The organism is Asaia spathodeae NBRC 105894, assembly GCF_025994195.1.
GTDB lineage: Bacteria > Pseudomonadota > Alphaproteobacteria > Acetobacterales > Acetobacteraceae > Asaia > Asaia siamensis.
On record NZ_BAPY01000005.1, the window covers coordinates 307,343 to 325,268 of the forward strand.

At 56.9% G+C, this 17,926-nt stretch carries 11 protein-coding genes and 1 pseudogene; 6 read left to right on the forward strand and 6 right to left on the reverse strand.

Annotation, left to right across the window (positions count from 1 at the left end):
• Nucleotides 1-6 precede the first annotated feature (6 nt).
• Nucleotides 7-978 (reverse strand): YihY/virulence factor BrkB family protein, encoded by a 972-nt coding sequence (locus tag AA105894_RS05970; RefSeq protein WP_267311039.1) that lies wholly within the window; start codon nucleotides 976-978, stop codon nucleotides 7-9.
• 624 nt (nucleotides 979-1,602) lie between these two features.
• Between AA105894_RS05970 and AA105894_RS05975 the strand changes: the two genes are divergently transcribed.
• The 4 genes from AA105894_RS05975 (at nucleotide 1,603) to AA105894_RS05990 (ending at nucleotide 7,559) form a co-directional block, all read left to right on the forward strand.
• Nucleotides 1,603-2,736: a type III PLP-dependent enzyme gene (locus AA105894_RS05975; RefSeq protein WP_267310890.1), complete on the forward strand. Its 1,134-nt coding sequence runs from the start codon at nucleotides 1,603-1,605 to the stop codon at nucleotides 2,734-2,736.
• Between the two features lie 377 nt (nucleotides 2,737-3,113).
• Entirely contained in the window at nucleotides 3,114-4,223 is a 1,110-nt protein-coding gene (locus AA105894_RS05980) for a P1 family peptidase (protein ID WP_267310891.1), read from the forward strand.
• A gap of 278 nt (nucleotides 4,224-4,501) precedes the next feature.
• Nucleotides 4,502-6,154, forward strand: a complete 1,653-nt coding sequence (locus AA105894_RS05985) for an NAD-dependent malic enzyme (protein WP_267310892.1) — start codon at nucleotides 4,502-4,504, stop codon at nucleotides 6,152-6,154.
• A 1-nt stretch (nucleotide 6,155) separates the two neighbouring features.
• Nucleotides 6,156-7,559: a class II fumarate hydratase gene (locus AA105894_RS05990; protein ID WP_267310893.1), complete on the forward strand. Its 1,404-nt coding sequence runs from the start codon at nucleotides 6,156-6,158 to the stop codon at nucleotides 7,557-7,559.
• 201 nt (nucleotides 7,560-7,760) lie between these two features.
• Here the strand turns inward: AA105894_RS05990 and AA105894_RS05995 are convergent, their stop codons facing one another.
• Nucleotides 7,761-9,359, reverse strand: a complete 1,599-nt coding sequence (locus AA105894_RS05995) for a hypothetical protein (protein WP_267310894.1) — start codon at nucleotides 9,357-9,359, stop codon at nucleotides 7,761-7,763.
• A gap of 342 nt (nucleotides 9,360-9,701) precedes the next feature.
• On the opposite strand from AA105894_RS05995, the gene AA105894_RS06000 reads away from it, so the two are divergent.
• Nucleotides 9,702-11,201: a S10 family peptidase gene (locus AA105894_RS06000; RefSeq protein WP_267310895.1), complete on the forward strand. Its 1,500-nt coding sequence runs from the start codon at nucleotides 9,702-9,704 to the stop codon at nucleotides 11,199-11,201.
• Nucleotides 11,202-11,300: 99 nt separating this feature from the next.
• On the opposite strand, the gene AA105894_RS06005 is transcribed toward AA105894_RS06000, so the two are convergent.
• Both AA105894_RS06005 and AA105894_RS15940 read right to left on the reverse strand, forming a co-directional pair.
• Complete coding sequence (locus tag AA105894_RS06005; RefSeq protein ID WP_267310896.1) at nucleotides 11,301-11,924, reverse strand: LysR substrate-binding domain-containing protein; 624 nt, start codon at nucleotides 11,922-11,924, stop codon at nucleotides 11,301-11,303.
• 102 nt (nucleotides 11,925-12,026) lie between these two features.
• Nucleotides 12,027-12,224 (reverse strand): annotated as a pseudogene (locus AA105894_RS15940) (helix-turn-helix domain-containing protein); the annotation flags it as partial.
• 769 nt (nucleotides 12,225-12,993) lie between these two features.
• Here AA105894_RS15940 and AA105894_RS06010 point away from each other — a divergent pair.
• A complete protein-coding gene (locus AA105894_RS06010; protein WP_267310897.1) occupies nucleotides 12,994-14,946 on the forward strand; it encodes a Hint domain-containing protein in 1,953 nt (650 codons plus the stop codon).
• 130 nt (nucleotides 14,947-15,076) lie between these two features.
• On the opposite strand, the gene exaC is transcribed toward AA105894_RS06010, so the two are convergent.
• A complete protein-coding gene (gene exaC, locus AA105894_RS06015; protein ID WP_373316737.1) occupies nucleotides 15,077-16,582 on the reverse strand; it encodes an acetaldehyde dehydrogenase ExaC in 1,506 nt (501 codons plus the stop codon).
• A gap of 447 nt (nucleotides 16,583-17,029) precedes the next feature.
• The gene (locus AA105894_RS06020; RefSeq protein ID WP_267310899.1) at nucleotides 17,030-17,830 is read right to left on the reverse strand and encodes a deaminated glutathione amidase; all 801 of its coding nucleotides are present in this window, start codon (nucleotides 17,828-17,830) and stop codon (nucleotides 17,030-17,032) included.
• Nucleotides 17,831-17,926 lie beyond the last annotated feature (96 nt).

Sequence of the window (17,926 nt, forward strand, 5' to 3'; positions counted from 1 at the left end):
TATGCCTTAGACCTCGGAGGTTGCGGCCTCGGCAGGTTCGGGAGCTGCCTGGACGCGCGTCAGCCCGGGAACTTTGGGGTTGAAGCCTTTTATACGGTCTTCGAGGCCGGCATTCAATTCGGCGCCAAAAAGCACGACATAGGTTCCGACGAAGAACCACATCATGATGGCTGCCACCGCACCAAGGGGCCCATAGGTTGAGCCATAGCTCGCGAAGTGGCTGACATAATAGGAGAAAGCCAGCGAGGTCAGGACCCATAGCAGGGTCGAGACAAGCGAACCGGGAACGATCCAGCGCCAGTCGGGCTTGTCGCGGCAGGGGCCGTAGCGGAAGAGCAGCGTAACCGCCACGAAGACGAAAAGCAGCATCAGGGCGGGGGCGCCGAAATGCACGATATAGCGCGTGCTGTAGCTCATGAGATAATCGGTGAGATACAGGATCTCGGGTGGCAGATTGCGCAGGCCGAAGCGATTCAGCAGATCGGGCAGGTAATCAACCAGTGCCGGGAAGGCGACCATCAGTGCCAGCGTGAGGCACGCACCAATCACCGCCCCGAACGTGACGCCCAGTGCCAGAAACTGGAAGCGGAAAAAACCGCGCGTCTCAAGCACATCATAAGCGAGATTAAGGGCCGACAGCACTGATTTGGTGCTGGCCGAAGCAGACCAGAGCGCAATCGAGATGGAAAAGATCAGCCCCATCGTCAGCGAGGCATGAGGCTGTCCGATAAGGGTATGAATTTGCGATGCGATCAGCTCGAAAGCCGTTGGGGGCAGCAGGCTGCGCAGCACATTGAGCTGAGGTTCGACCGTCTGAAGGTCAAAAACCAGCCCGTAGACTGAAATCAGCGACGTAATGGCCGGAAAGAGCGAGAGCGTGGCGTAAAAGGCGCAGCCTGCGGCAGAGAGACTCGTCTGGCTCGACCCGAGATTGCTCAGCGTCTGGCGCAGAACCAGCTTCCACCCGCCGAAAGGCATGTGGATGGGACTTCTGGCCCCTGTGCCCGGTGCCTCACGACCGAGCGCCTCGACAGTATCACCCTCTGACGTGGCCGCAGCGTTGCTACCATGCGCCGCGTGATCGTCGGAGACTTTCTGCGCTTCGACCGCGCCGCCCGATTCTGCCGCTTCCTGTGACATCTGGCTTCGTGGGGTGGAGGTTTCGTCCACGCAGTGTTCCTTCCTCTTATTGGCCTGATCCCTGCCCCCGCCATGCATTGACGCTGCACCCCGAGACGCACGATCTGTCGCAGCCCCTCTATAGTTACGCGAGGCAATTGATACCAGCATGACGCTCTGGCGGCGGAAACGTTGCACCGCGTTTCGCGTTGGGGGGACGTGACCATGCATCCAGTGCAGAAAAAGAAATCGGGGTCCATTTTTTAGTTGCATGAGGGGGGGTTTGGTCCCATATGCGCCCCACGCAGCAACGCACGTGCCACTGGCCCTCTGTAGGTTACGCAACGACGTCAAGCGTTCTGGCAATCGGGCTGATCCTGCTCTCTTTCGAGCAACCAGCCTCGTCCTGATCGCCGGTCCGTTCGACCGTTTCGCAACAATTCCGCCCGTGGAGATTCGGGCGGATTTCGGGAGGAGTGACTCATGACTCCGAAAATCGTCCGCTATCTTGCCGAGCAGCAGCCGGCTACCCCTTGCCTGGTCGTTGATGTCGACCACGTCGAAGAGCGCTATCACGCCCTGCGCGATGCCCTTCCGCTGGCACAGATCTATTATGCCGTAAAAGCCAATCCGGCTGCGCCTATTCTGGAGCGTCTGGTGCGCCTCGGCTCGTCTTTCGACGCGGCCTCCATTGGTGAAATTCACCAGTGCATGGCTGCCGGTGCGCAGGCCAGCCAGATCTCTTTCGGCAATACCGTCAAGAAGGTCTCCGCCATTCGCGAGGCCTTCGGCCTGGGCGTCGATCTTTTCGTTTTCGACAGCGAAGAAGAGCTGGCCAAGCTTGCCGAACACGCCCCGGGCGCGCGCGTCTTCTGCCGTCTGGCAGTCGAGAACGAGGGTGCCGACTGGCCGCTTTCGCGCAAGTTCGGCACGACCATCGCTCATGCGAAGGATCTTCTGCTTCAGGCCGTCGGCCTCGGGCTTGAGCCTTATGGTCTCTCCTTCCATGTCGGCAGCCAGCAGACCAGCACGGCGGCTTATGAAGCCGCCATTGCCAAGGTCGCCATGCTTTTCACCGACCTGTCGGCAGCTGGCATTGACCTCAAGATGGTCAATCTCGGCGGCGGTTTCCCGGTGCGCTATCGCGACGACATCCCCGAGATCGAGCAGTTCGGCCTCGCTATCGGCCGCGCCATGACCGAGCATTTCGGCAATGCCCTGCCGCAGATGCTGATCGAGCCGGGCCGCTTCATGGTTGCTGAAGCCGGTGTGGTATCGACGGAAGTCGTGCTTGTCAGCCGTCGCGGCGGCAAGGAAAGCGACCCGCGCTGGGTCTATCTCGATATCGGTCGCTTTGGCGGTCTGGCAGAGACGGAAGGCGAGGCGATCCGCTATCGTTTCCGCACGCCGCATGATGGCCTGCCCACGGGTGAAACCGTTGTCGCCGGACCGAGCTGCGATGGCGTGGACATCATGTATGAAAAGAACCGCGTTCAGCTGCCCCATGCGCTGAATTCCGGCGACCGCATCGAATTGCTGACCACCGGTGCTTATGTCACCACCTATTGCTCCACCGGCTTCAATGGCTTTGCGCCGCTGAGCGAACACTACATCTAAGCCCGCAAGGGCAGCCTCTTTCCCGAGGCGTTGCGAAGACCCCCAAAAGGCGCCCGCCGACGGATCACCCTGTCGCGAGGCGCCTTTACTATACGTGCAGCCTGACCCTTTCGCCCGGACACATGATGGAGAGCCTGCGAGCGACAAGTTCGCGCATCCCCCCCCCCTCATGAAACCGGCAGCCGCATGCCCGTAACCGTTATTACGAGCGACCCTCTCCTGGGTGTCCTGGTCAGACACGTCACCCCACCCGAGACACAGACTGCTTCATTCCTCACCCGAAGCCCTTTCTCCTCAGGGCTTTTACAAGGCATGATAGGGAGCAGGCACTCGTCGCAGCCAATTTTCCCGCTCCCCTCATTTCAGTCTGATCTCTCATGAAGCGTCGTCATTTTCTGCTCTCCGGCCTGGCGGCTGGCATTCCTCTCTCCGGGGTCGCGCGGGCAGACACACCGCCCCAGGCCGAAGGACATGTTGGGGCCACAAACAGCCTGACCGACGTAACAGGGCTGAGCGTCGGACAGGCGCAAAGCCCCGGCGCCCGCACCGGGGTGACGGTCATTCTGCCTGACAGCCCAGCCCCTTGCGCCGTCGATGTGCGCGGCGGCGGCCCCGGCACGCGTGAGACCGACGCCCTGAATGGCTGGAATCTGGTCCATCGAGTCGATGCGCTCACTCTCTCCGGCGGCTCGGTCTACGGGCTTGCCGCAGCCGATGGCGTGGCAGCGTGGCTTGGCGCCAGAGGGCGAGGATTCGCCATGCGCCGGGTGAAGGACATACCGGTTTCCCCGATTGTCCCGGCGGCCATTCTCTATGACCTTGATAACGGGGGCGACAAGTCATGGGGTGAAACCCCGCCCTATCGCGCACTCGGCATCGAAGCCGCCAGCCAGGCGCAGCGAAGCATGACGCTCGGAACAGTGGGCGCCGGCTATGGCGCCATGGCCGGGCAGCTCAAGGGCGGTATCGGGAGCGCCTCCTGGGTCAGCCATGACGGCTTTACTGTCGCGGCTATTGTCGCGACCAACAGTCTGGGTTCCGTCACCCTGCCGCATGAGAAGCATTTCTGGGCAGCCCCGTTCGAGCAGGGGCGTGAATTTGGCGGGCTCGGTGTGTCTGCCTCACATATCGCGCCTGAAGACTGGAGCGGCACCAAACTCGCCCCCGCACCGCGAGCAAACACGACGCTGGCCTGTATCGCAACCGATGCCGCCCTGACACAGGAAGAGCTGAAACGCATTGCCATGATGGCGCAGGACGGGCTGGCGCGCGCCATCCATCCGGTCCACTCCCCCTTCGATGGCGACACTATTTTCGCCCTCGCGACAGGACACAAATCTGTGCCGGATGCAGGGCGGGAACTGCTCGTTACGCATCTCGGCAGCATCGCCGCCGATGTACTGGCCCGTGCCGTCGCGCGCGGCGTCTATAGCGCGACACAGCCCCCCGGCATGAACGCGCCACTCTGGTCGGCCCTGCCGGGCTGACCTGTCTCTCGGCCATGTCAGCGAGGCCTGACGCAACCCGGGCGCGTTTTGTGTCTTTTTATATCAATCCATGGCGACACCCGCCATGCTGAACCTGCGCTCCGGTGCGCATTGCTGGCAGCCATGCCCGCATGACGCCCCGGCAGCAGATACGGCCCGCGGCGCTTGCGGCTGATCACGTTAGGTTCAGGGGATCTCGCGTCTTCGGGGGGCTTGTGGTTCACTTCCCGGCCCGCGCTTTCCCGTGAAAACGCAGCCTCATGTCTGGAGACAGGCCAATGACCAAAACGCTCACCATAGCCCTTTCGGGGCAGGATCTGCTCAATCATCCCTTTCTGAACAAGGGCCTGGCCTTCAGCGCGGAAGAACGTGACGCCTTCGAACTCCATGGCCTCCTGCCCCGCGCCGTGCAGTCGCTGGATGAGCAGGTAGAGGCAGCCCTCAAATTTCTCGATGCCCTGCCCTCGCCCTTCGCCCGCCATGTGCATCTGCGCGAATTGCAGGATACGAACGAAACACTGTTCTACGCCCTGCTGACCCGCAAGATCGATACCATGCTGCCGCTGGTCTATACGCCCACCGTTGGCGAGGCCTGTCAGCGTTTTTCCGAAATCTGGCAACGTCCGCGCGGGCTGTTTCTGAGCTATCCCGAGCGCGAGTCGATGGAAGATATTCTCGCGAACCCGGATTATGACGATGTGCGCGTGATTGTCGTGACCGATGGCGAGCGTATTCTCGGCCTTGGCGACCAGGGCGCAGGGGGCATGGGCATCCCCATTGGCAAGCTCTCGCTTTATACCACCTGCGCAGGCATCTCGCCCGACCAGACCCTGCCGATCCTGCTCGACACCGGCACCAATAACGAAGACCTGCTGCAGAACCCCGCCTATATTGGCTGGCGCCATGAGCGCATACGCGGGGCGGAATACGACGCCTTCATCGAGCGTTTCGTGACCGCCGTGCAGACACGCTGGCCCCATATCGCCCTGCATTGGGAAGATTTCAGCGGCGTCAACGCGGCCCCCATTCTTGAGCGCTATCGCGACCGGCTCTGCACGTTCAATGACGACATTCAGGGTACGGCTGCCGTCACCACCGCTGCTATTCTGAGCGCCAATGCCGCCCATGACGGCAAGCTGAAAGACGAAACCATCGTCATGCTCGGCGCTGGTTCGGCGGGTGTCGGCATTGCCAATCTGCTGCTGCAGGTCATGCGTGATGAAGGTGCCACGGAAGAAGAGGCACTCGCACGCTTCTACCTGCTCGACCGCAAGGGGCTGCTGGTTGAGGGGCGCAAGGGCAGCAATGCCGGTCAGGAACTCTTTGCCCGCAAGGACTGGGGCGATCGTGACATCGACCTGGAGACCGTCATCCGCGAGACCAAGGCCAGCATTCTGATTGGCGTATCGGGGGTGAAGGGCCTGTTTACCGAGTCCGTCGTGCGCGAGATGGCCAGGAACTGCAAACGCCCGATCATCTTTCCGCTTTCGAACCCGACCTCGCATTCTGAGGCCACACCGGAAGATATCATGGCGTGGTCTGACGAGCGTGCGCTGGTCAGCACCGGCAGCCCCTTCCCGCCGCTCGATCTGCATGGACGCACCCATCGCGTCGACCAGACGAACAACGCCTATATCTTTCCCGGTCTCGGGCTCTGCCTGCTGGCAACCGGCGCCACACGCGTAACCGATTCCATGTTCATGGCCGCCGCACGCGGGCTTGCCTCGCTCTCGCCGCTGCGCAGCAATCCGGACGGCAATCTGCTGCCCCCGGTCACGCAAATGCGAAAAGTCGCACTGGCCGTGGCAGAAGCTTCCGCCAGACAGGCGCGCGAAGATGGCGTATGTCCTGCTTTCAGCGACGAGGAACTGCATGAGCGCATCCAGTCTCTCGTCTGGACGCCCGATTATTGTGCTTATGAGAAGATCTGACATGACCGACACACGGATCGAGAGCGACGGCCTCGGCGAAATCGAAATTCAGGCCGACAAGCTCTGGGGCGCGCAAACGCAGCGCTCGCTTCACTATTTCAGCATCGGCCGCGAGCTGATGCCGCGCGAGATGATCGAGGCCTATGCCATCGTCAAGCGCGCCTGCGCCAGGGCCAACCACCAAAGCGGTCGTCTGGGCGAGACGCAATACAAGCTGATTACCACGGTCTGCGACGAAATCCTGGCCGGTCAGCACGCCGACATGTTCCCGCTTCATGTCTGGATGACCGGCTCAGGCACCCAGTTCAACATGAACATCAACGAGGTCATCTCGAACCGCGCCTGCCAGCTTTCCGGCGAGGCTTTGGGCAGCAAGCGCCCGGTTCATCCCAATGACCACGTCAACATGTCGCAGTCTTCCAACGACAACTTCCCCACTGCCATGCATGTGGCCGTCGTGCTGGGCAGCCGTCGCAGGCTGATTCCGGCCCTGACCCGTCTGGCGGAATCCATCGAGGCCAAGGCCGAAGAGTGGAAGGACATCGTCAAGATTGGCCGCACCCATATGCAGGATGCCGTGCCGGTTACGCTGGGTCAGGAATTCCACGGCTACGCCGGAATGCTGCGCGAGAACATCGCCCGTATTCAGGAAGCCGAGAAGGGTCTCTACCCCCTCGCCCTTGGCGGCACCGCGCTCGGCACCGGCATCAATACCGATGCCCCCTTTGCCGGTCGCGCCTGCGCCGAAATCGCCCGCCTGAGCGACGCCGCCTTTATCAGCGGTGAGAACAAGTTCGCCCTGCAGGGCGCGCATGATGCGCTCGTGCATTTCTCGAGCGCGCTGCGCACCACGGCAGGCGCGCTTTACAAGATCGCGAACGATATCCGCCTGCTCTCCTGCGGCCCGCGCGCCGGTTTTGCCGAGCTGCACCTGCCTGAGAACGAGCCCGGCTCGTCCATCATGCCCGGCAAGGTCAACCCGACCCAGGCCGAGGCACTGGCCATGCTGGCCGTGCAGGTGATGGCCAATGACGTGGCGGTAGGTTTTGGCGGCGCCGGTGGCCTGCTGGAAATGAACGTTTACAAGCCGCTCATCATCCAGAACATCATGCAGAGCATCACCCTGCTGCATGACGGCAGCGAGAACTTCCGCACCTTCCTGATTGAAGGCACCAAACCGAACCTCGCCCGCATCGAGCGCTATGTGGCGGAGTCCGTCATGCTGGTGACGGCCCTCGCTCCCACCATTGGCTACGACACAGCCTCAAAAGTCGCGCATCATGCCATGGACCATGACTGCACACTGAAAGAGGCCGCCCTGGCTCTGAACGCGGTCAGCGAAGCCGATTTCGACCGTCTGGTTGACCCGCGCACCATGCTGGCACCGAATTTGAAGGGGAAGTAAGGGAAAGCGGGGCTCTGCCCCGCCCACGGAAAAGTAAAAGAGCCTCACGTATAATAAGAAACCCAGCATCACACTGCATCTGCCTTGGCAAGGGAGAATACGATACTTATCTTAAAGCATCCAAAGCGCTCTTTCCGATGCCACTGAAACATGGTCAGACCATGCGTTGGATGCTCCGCTTACCGTATGCGCCCCACCCCTCTACTGATCTTGCAATATATTCACATAGTTTGAAATTTTCCTATTCAGATAGGTCTGGACAGTTGTTTTGTTGAAGTCTTTCAAGGCTGTAAATTCGCATACGATAGCTTCTCGCCGGATTGCATCGTTGACTGAAGCAATATTACTATCCCGGCTCGATGCTAATTTACAAACGCTGTACGGTTCGACAACCCAATCTGGGCGATAGGACAAGAATCCTTCATCTGATTTATTATAGTTAGGAAATAATTCGAGTAGTTCTTTTTCATACTGATGCGAACGTACCTGACCACTTGCCCAGAAAGCGCTTAAGTCGATTTGCGGAATAGTACTTAAAATAGATAGATCATTCTCCAACGCGTCTTTGTGGTTTCGAATGGTTTCAGTCTGGGTACCTGGACCATGGTATTTGAGGCATGATTCAATAATTTTTTTTGTTTCGCTCCTATATTTTTGAGATAAAAGAAGGGAGGTAAATTGATTTCCAGCCAAAACAATTCTCAGATTCCATTCTGACTGAAGTAGTTTTCCTTTTCTAACATCACCAAAGGAAAGAAAGTCCTGCCAATTATTTTTAAAAGTTGCTATATCAACGAATTCATTATTGTTTATATTTTTTTCTATCTCAGCGATACCTAATTCCTCGACTTTTCCCGTGATATCATTTTGGTCCGTAAATGCGAAAAGCGTTAGGAGACATTTTTTGGGCGGGCGCCCAACTCTGCTTGGCGACGCTTTTTGTATGGCATTATCAACAGCTTCAAACACATCTTTGAATCCGGCTTCACTTTTTATTTTTTCTAAAACGTTGAGTTTTTCCTCTACTCCTGCCCGATCTAGACAATACCAGTATGAAAACGGGTTTAATCTGTTTGTATTTACTCTGATAATAGTTTCTTTATCTTGAGGGCTCGGGATTGGAAGAGGTATAGTTTCAACCAATCTATTATGTAACTTGTTAACTTTTTCGTAAAAACTCTCGGCAAAGGAAGAGTTGTTTGTGAACATTGCAAACATTGCACCACGCAAATCAGTGCGACATAATGTTACAAAACGCTGAGCCGCTGATGTTAACAAAGTCTCTGTATAGCCGAACTGAAGGAATTCCGTGTCTGTCATTCCCATTATACCTTGGATAAAATAATGATTTTCGCAGTTATCCGCAATAATAACGCAGGTTCTATCCGAATTAGCACCACAAAATGATTTTACCCGCTCAACCCATTCAGCATTGTTTTCTATATGAAGTAGAACGCTTTTATCAGTATTAGACTTTATTAGATCATTATTTTTTCCAACTCCAGATACAATCCTATGCCAAATATTACTTCTGTCGTATTCAATAGTATTTTCTCGGCATTTTTCCTTCGTTGCCCGAAAATCTTGATCAATTTTATTGGCTAATAATGTTTTCCCACTACTCTGCTCTCCAACAACTATAAGAGTTTTACTCACCCTTCTGAGAATTGATTCCTCGAAGTTTGATTTAAATTTTGAGGCCAAATCATTCCAGTGATTTAGAAATACTTTATATGATTGGAAGATATCTTCATTCAGATATTCTGCGCGCTCAGGGTAGACGATTCTATTGTATTCCACTACGATCACCTCTGATAAGACGTTATTTTTATTATCTGTATATCTCCTTAATCAGATTGGAAAGTACAAAACCTCATTTATTACCGAAATGAAGTTTCTATATCCACTCCACGAAGTGCAGCGTTCGATCTTTATACGGCGGAGCGCGCCTGCTTTGTGGGAGTAACATTGACATTGTGAAGGCCTAGTATGAGGCGAAAATAGATGTCTGATAGCCACCCTCCGCACAGACTTCCAAAGGGCGACGGCCCTTTAACGGGTTTCAGGGCAACGCCCCGACCCTCCCCTCATTGCACCCCCTTCCGAGATTGTTATACTGTTCCAAACTCGAAAGGACTTTGCATGTCGCGCAAGACTCTTGTTGCGGCGTTGCTGGCTTCGGCCTGCTGCGCCCTGCCCCTTCTCCCCGCCGCCCACGCGGCAGAGCCTGCCAAGAGCGAGGTGCCGAAGGAAGGATTGGCGGCGCTGCTGCCTGCGGATTCCATCACCAAACATCATCTGACCGCAGGCGGCCAGAGCATTGCCTATACCGCCCATGCGGGCACGGTCACGCTGCGTGACAAGGAGGGCAAGCCCTCCGCCAAGGTCTTTTATGTGGCCTATACGAAGGACGGGGCGAATGCCCAGACGCGCCCGGTGTCGTTCTTCTTCAATGGCGGCCCCGGTGCGGGCACGGCCTATCTGAATCTCGGTGCGGCAGGCCCGCGCGTGCTGCGATTCCCGGCGGATCATCCGGAAGATGGCGCGCGCGCCCATCTGGCCGACAACCCGGATAGCTGGCTGCCCGCCACCGACATGGTGTTCATTGATGCCGTGGGCACGGGGTATTCGCAGCCGACCGACCCGAAAAAGGCTGCCGAGCAGTTCTATAGCGTGACCAAGGATGGCGAGGCTTTCGCCAAGGCCATTGCGCTTTGGGTAGGTGAAAACGGACGTCAGGGCTCGCCGCATTATCTGGTGGGCGAGAGTTATGGCGGCATTCGCTCGGCACAGGTGGCTGATGCGCTGCAGCAGCAGCAGAACCTTATCGTGAATGGCATCGTGATGATCTCACCCGCCATCCAGATGCAGTTTCTGGACAACACGAACAACCCGATGGCCTCGGCCATGGCGTTGCCCACCTTCATCGCCTCGCATCTGTCGCAAACCGGCAAGCTGACGCCGCAGGCGGTGGATGAGGCCTATCACTATGCGCTCGGGCCGTATCTGACCACCATCGCCAATGCCCCGCCCAAGGGCGATGACGCGAAGAAGTTCTATACCGATCTCGCCGCCCGCACGGGCCTGCCGGTGGATGTCATTACCAAGGAAATGGGCGAGCCCAACCCGTTTGCGCATGACGTGCGCAGCCGCGATGGCCGCCTGTACGGCATTTACGACTTCACCCAGTCGATCCCCGATCCCTATGCCGATGGCATCGAGAACGGCCAGAGCCCGGAAATGACGCTCTCCGGTTTCGGCCGCGCCTATGGCAATGCCTATAGCGGCTATCTGGCCAATGAGCTCGGCTACAAGACCGACCTCACCTATGATCTGCTGAGCATGGAAGTGAACGGCGCCTGGAAATTCACCAGCTCCGGCTCACAGCTGACCGATCAGGTCGGTATCCTGCGCAAGATGCTGGCGCTCGACCCCAGCCTGCATATCTTCATCGCCAATGGCTATTTCGACATGGCCTGCCCGTTCGGCACCACGCGCTGGACCAAGGACCATATACCGGTCGGCGCCGATCGTATCGCGCTGCATCTCTATGAAGGCGGCCATATGCTCTATACCCGCCCCGCCAGCCGCGCCGCGCTCACGCGTGACGTCAGCGCCTTTTACAACGACACGTCGAAATAACGATGCTCCATGGCGTGGCAGTGCTCCTGCCACGCCATGAAAGTCTTGTGAACGAACGCATAAATTAGCAATCCGACAGAGTCTTTCGCACTGCTTTTCTCAAGTGGCCGTCTTAAAGACCTCAATCGCGTCCTCGACATATTTTTTCTGCGGAAAGGCACCCAGCCATGCGAGCCCGCTTTCCAGCTGCATCTCGTCCATGGTTTCATAGCTCGGCGCGACTTCGATATACGCCGTAGCGGCAGATAGCGCATATGTCGGGATGATGCCCCAGCCCTCACATTGCAGAAAAAGCGCGCTCAGGCCGATCGATGCATTATATTCTATCAGGCGCGCAGGGGGCTCAAGATCGCGCGCATAAAGCACTGCGTCGAACCTGTCGCGAATGGCGATGCCCTTCTGCGGCAATATCCAGATATCGTCGCAATATCCAGCCCACCCTTCGACGACCTCCCTCATCGTCCTGACGCCATGCGGCGACACGGCCACACATCCGGCGTGCAACATGGGATGAAACGAGACATGGCTCTGCCTGTCCATCTGGAATGAATCGATAAAAATCAGATCAAGCTCTCGCCGATTGAGCATATCGATCAGATGATCGCGCTCGCGGTGAATGATGCGAATGGTTCGATCCGGGTCGCCCTTCTTGATCTTCGCGATGCCGTGCATGATGCGGGTTTCGAGCCCCATTGCCTGCATACCGATCGTCAATGGACCCAACTCGATTTCTTTATATTCATTGACTGTTTTAACGAGTTTATCCAGCTCGTGGCCAATAGAGCGGCTGGATTCCACAATAAGGGAGCATATCTCCGTCGGCTGCATACCTTGATGGGACCGCACGAAAAGCTGCACTCCCAGTATGCGTTCGATCTCCAGGCAGGATTTCGAAAGCGCTGCCGGTGTCACATTGAGCTTCGCCGCAGCCCCCACGAGAGACTGCGTCTCACAAATAACATCGATGAAATGGAGATATCTGAGCTTGATCTTCCTGATCACCTGCTCGTTCAAACTCTTCACACATTGCTTCCTTCAAAATCATGAGCTGGCTTCATGCTTGATGAGGATAGGAATTGCCGCGCACAGATTTCGCTCAGCCCCATGGCTCTTCGTGGCACCATCAGCATCCCGACTGCTCTGTTCACAAACGCGCCAGTTCATCCTCATCGCTCCATAGAACCCACCCATCGCGTTCAGGCGTTTTGCTCAGAGCACCTCTGCGTCAAACGCAGATCACTTACCCGTGACTGCAAAATGCCCCCTTCATTTTTCGTCCTTGTGCCAGCCGTCAGATGCGCCGATGCGCTCAGGGCATCGACACCACCCGCAATCGGGGAAATAGCCATTTGGCGGGCGTATTTACTGCTTTCCGATATTTTTCCTGTCACAAGACGCTCGCAGACATACGCGTATGGATCGCAGTAACCAGAGGGCTTGCAGCGCAGGGAGACACCGGACGTGCTCCATAAGACCCGCCCGTTCGTGACACATTATTTCCCGCTTTATTCGACCGAAGGAGCTTTAACTTTTCGTTGAATCCCGTGAAGCAGATTTCGGTTTCTAACGCTTTTTTTTTGCTCCAGAGGAGAAACGCTGAGTTATCGGTAGACAAACCTTGGAAGCCGACAAATTCAAAATAATAAAAATATGCGCAGTTAAGGCTTTGACAAAAGAAATCATGAACAACCATGAATAAAAAATAGACATATGTTTATTTATTCGTGAATGTACTGATCAGATTCGCCTCAAGTCATCGTCTATGCATTGCGCCCGGAAAGGCAGGGATATTATGCAGGTCGATACAGTTCAAAAAACGGCAGACGACACCACGAGCAGCGGAACCACCGGCAATAATATCGGTGTGTGGGAAGGGTACCTTTCGTCAGGTCCTACGGACTTGCCCGCGAGCGGCACTCAGTCCGGCGGACTTTACAGCGGGGATAAAGGGAGCCTCACCGTCAATTATGACGATCGGAGCTTTACTTACAAGGCTGCTGACGGAACCATCACGACCGGTACGATCGACAAAACCTTCCCCCTCGGCGGCGCTGCCAATACTTCTCTGGGAGGGGGCACCCTCGCCTTTACCGACGAACAGGGAAAACTCTGGATTTTTTCCCAAAACGCCGCAGCAGCCAATTCGCGCTGGACTTATTACGCCACGAGCGGCGGTATACTGGTTGTCGTCGCGACCAATCCGGGTAGCGGAAGCCTGCAATTAAGTGGTTCAGCCTCATCCGATCTCTGGTATAGCGAGCAGAAATACGCGGTTCAGCCACCTCCGGTCGGAATCATCAAATGGACCGGCTATATGAGTGGTGGTCCGATTCAGCTCAATGGCACATCGCAGACCGGGCCTCTCGTGAATACCGATGGCGGCACGCTCTTTATCGATTATCCCAATCGGCGCTATACCTATCAGGCCACTGACGGCACCCAGACCACGGGGACAATCAATCAGACCTTTCTGGTCGATGGCGGTTCTTCCATGTCGATCGGTGTTCCAACACTGGCCTTTACCGATGACCAAGGCCAACTCTGGATCTTCACGCAAAATCCGCCCGGGGCAAATGCGCGCTGGAACTATATCCCGACATCGTCGGGAGACATCCTGAACCTCGTGACTAAAACCGCGAGCGGTAACGCCACCGTTCAGACCTCGGGCAAGAATACGACGGATCTCTGGTACGATGCACGTAAATACGGCACGTCCGTCAGCGAGGTCTGCTATCTTCCCGGCACACTCATCGCTACACCGCAAGGACATAGAGCGATTGAAACCCTGAACGCAGGTGATGAAATTTTCGTTCTGCGCAAGGGCGCCATCGTTTCTGAAAAGATCATCTGGTCCGGATCTGGTGTCTGCACAACACGCATGACTCCCCATAAAGATTTGGCAGGTTTTCCTGTCCGCATCAAGGCCGGTGCGCTCGGCGATGCGCTGCCCCATGAAGACCTACTCGTAACCTCCGAGCATTGCCTCTATCTCGATGGCGGGCTCATTCCCGCCCGAATGCTGGTAAATGGGCACTCAATTACCTATGAGGAGACTCTCTCCACTTACAGCTATCATCATATCGAACTGGAACGCCACGGCCTGATCTTCGCCAATGGCGCGCTGAGCGAGAGCTTTCTCGATACCGGCAACCGCATCATTTTCGGTTTCCAGACGACATTACCGTTTCTTGCCCCTTCGAAGGGCAGAACCCAATCATGGCAGCAGGATGCCGCAGCGCCGCTAACCACGGATCAGAGTTCTGTCGAGCCCGTCTGGCGCAGGTTAGCGGCGCTTTGTGGCACCTCGGCGGGTAATGATCACCCCCCTTGTCCGTCTGAGGAAATCGCTCTCGAGACGTTGGATGGACGGACTATTCTGCCCTCCCGCGAGCACGAGGATGGCTGGGTGTTCCGCTTTCATCCTAAAGGGCAGGCTGTCTATCTACGAGCTCGGACACGCAGGCCCTGTGACACGATCGGCCCTTTTCTGGACGATCGCCGCGAATTAGGGATTCTGGTGAAAGGAATTCAAGTCTTTACGCCAGAAAACTGTCTCGATATCCATCCGAACAGTATCAGCGGGACCAGGACGGGCTGGCACGAAATCGAAGCTCAGACGCAGCGTTGGACGAAAAGCAAAGCACTTATTCCGCTGGGCAAGGCCGAGCTTAACGGGCCCGTTGTCGTATTTATCTCAGCCACGACAGGCCGAGCACTCCAGACACAAAACAGGCACGCTCTCTAGATTTTTCATGTTGAGAGGGACCGTCCCTCTCAACATGCCCTAAACCTAGCTTGACCTGAAGATAGAGCGGAGCGCGCACCACACCAGATACAGGGCGGACGGGTATCGAGCGCTTTCCGTCTCCTGTGTATCAGAAGAAACCGAGCTTTGTTTCGCTGTAGCTGACAAGCAGGTTTTTTGTCTGCTGATAATGGTCGAGCAGCATCTTGTGCGTCTCGCGGCCGATGCCTGATTTCTTGTAGCCGCCGAAGGCCGCATGGGCGGGATAGGCGTGATAGCAATTAATCCAGACACGACCGGCTTGCAGGCCACGCCCCATGCGATAACAAATATTCGCATCCCGGCTCCACACGCCCGCACCGAGCCCGAACTCGGTATCATTGGCAATAGCGAGCGCTTCTTCTTCCGTCTTGAACGTGGTCACAGCCAGAACGGGGCCGAAGATTTCCTCCTGGAAAATCCGCATGCTGTTATGGCCCTTGAAAACCGTCGGCTCGATATAAAAGCCTTTCTCGAGACCATTACCCAGTTTCGCCGCATTGCCACCCGTCAGCACCTCGGCACCTTCCCCCTTGCCGATCTGGATGTAAGACAGGATCTTATCCTGCTGCATCTGCGAATTCTGCGCGCCCATCATGGTTGAGGGATCAAGCGGGTCACCCTGTTTGATGGCCCGGACGCGGGGCAGAACCTTTTCCATGAAGCGGTCAAAAATGGATTCATGCACCAGTGCGCGGCTCGGGCAGGAGCAGATCTGCCCCTGATTGAGCGCAAACATGGCAAAACCCTCTATCGCCTTGTCGAGATAGGAATCATCTCGATCCATCACATCGGCAAAGAAGATATTCGGCGATTTGCCCCCGAGTTCGAGCGTCGCCGGAATAAGGCTTTCTGCCGCCGCATGGGCGATGGTCTTGCCCACACCCGTCGAACCCGTAAACGCCACCTTGGCAATGCGCGGGCTCCTGGCGAGATAATCGCCCACCTCACGACCGGTGCCATTGACGATATTCAGCACACCGGGTGGGAAGAGATCGCCAATAATATCCATCACCACCAGAATACTGGCTGGCGTGGTCTGGGCGGGCTTCATGACCACGCAATTACCCGCCGCCAGCGCCGGGGCGAGCTTCCACGCGGCCATCAGGATGGGAAAATTCCACGGAATAATCTGTGCGACAACACCGAGCGGCTCATGAAAATGATAGGCAACAGTCGTGTCGTTGATTTCACCCAGACTGCCTTCCTGAGCGCGGATACAGCCGGCGAAATAACGGAAATGATCGATGGCGAGCGGAATATCGGCGTTGAGCGTCTCACGTATCGGCTTGCCATTATCCCAGGTTTCAGCGCGGGCAATCAGATCGAGACTGGCCTCCATCCGATCAGCGGCCTTGAGCAGAAGCAGGGCGCGATCAGCAACGGAAGTCTTCCCCCAGGCCGCGCGCGCCTGCTCGGCGGCATCCAGCGCCTGGTCGATATCTGCCGGGGTCGATTGCGGCACCTGACAAAGCACACGGCCATCAACAGGAGAGTGATTATCGACATACTGGCCGGCGATCGGCTCGCGCCACTGCCCTCCAATGAAATTGCCATAGCGTTCGCGGAAAGGGGGCGCAGCCTTCAAGCCGGACATGACCATAATCCTCTTGCTGATGGCGATACCGATTCAGGGGGCTTGTAGCGCATGAGCGCCAGGAAAGACCCCGCAAGCACCGCCTCGAAACAAACTGACGTTACAGTTAACATCGGTTGTGAGAGAACCACGAATACCGGAACAGGGTTACTCACCCTCGCGCGAGGTCACTGCTTCGTGAAAAACAGGTCCCGCCTGAAGAGGGGGACGTTGGCGCGTAAAGCGCCAATGTCGCAAAACAAGTGGAGCGGAAATTTTCTGAGTCATCTGCGTAAAGCAGAGCAGAGACTAAACCTGTGCTCCTCTTACTATCGCAGGGCGGCAGTTATTCGCCGTCTCGCGACAGGGGAAGACCAGCCAGAACGACTCAGACAGGTTGCGAAAATATCTCGCCCGTTTCGGTCTGGACTGGGAACAGGTCACGAAAGGCGGCTGAACGCCCCGCCATCATGTCTTACCAGAGGATGGGCTCAGCACAGGAGCAGCGAAACGACGGTTTTGCAAAACCGGCAGAGTCTGACGCGCCTTCTGCAAGCTGGCAGGGTCAAGTGTCTCGAATACCAGACCAGGCGTGGCGCCGCGTGCCGCGATGACTACGCCTAGTGGGTCGATGATCATGCTGTTGCCGATATTCTGCGGGCCACATTCCCCGGCCCCCAGCACGAAACAGGTATTTTCAAGCGCCCGCGCCGCAAGCATGATCTCCCAATGGCGCTCCTTGGCTGGCCCGCGCAGCCAGGCCGCCGGAACCACGATAATGTCAGCCCCCGCCAGCGCCAGATAACGCGCCATTTCGGGAAAGCGCACATCGTAGCAGGTCATGAACCCGATCTTCATGCCATCCAGAGTCAGGACAGGAGGCAACTCATGACCCGGTGCGATCAGCCGCGATTCCTGCATGGCAAAGGCGTCATAGAGATGCAGCTTCTGATAAAGCGCAACGCAGAGGCCATCATGCATCACGACCAGCGTATTATGAAACCGCCCTGCCCCATCGGGCACGTTGACGCAAAAGACGAGCATGATGCCTTCGCTCGCAGGGAGAAGCCCCGATACAAAAGGGCCATCCAATGGCTGCGCGGTGCGCAGCACGTGGTCGGGGTCTGACGGATCACGCGCCAGTATTCCTTCCGGCAGCACGACGAGCCGCGCCCCACCGGCTTTCGCCTCGGCAATCTGCGCAAGACAGAGCGCCAGATTGTCTTCCCATGAAGGCGATACCGCAAATTGCCCGAGCGCCACGCGCATGAGTGTCCTCCCCTCTTCATCCTGCTGCCCGCAAGACTAACCCCTGCCTTATCACGGTCAAATCATTTTCCATTCGTAACAAGTACCTACCGGACC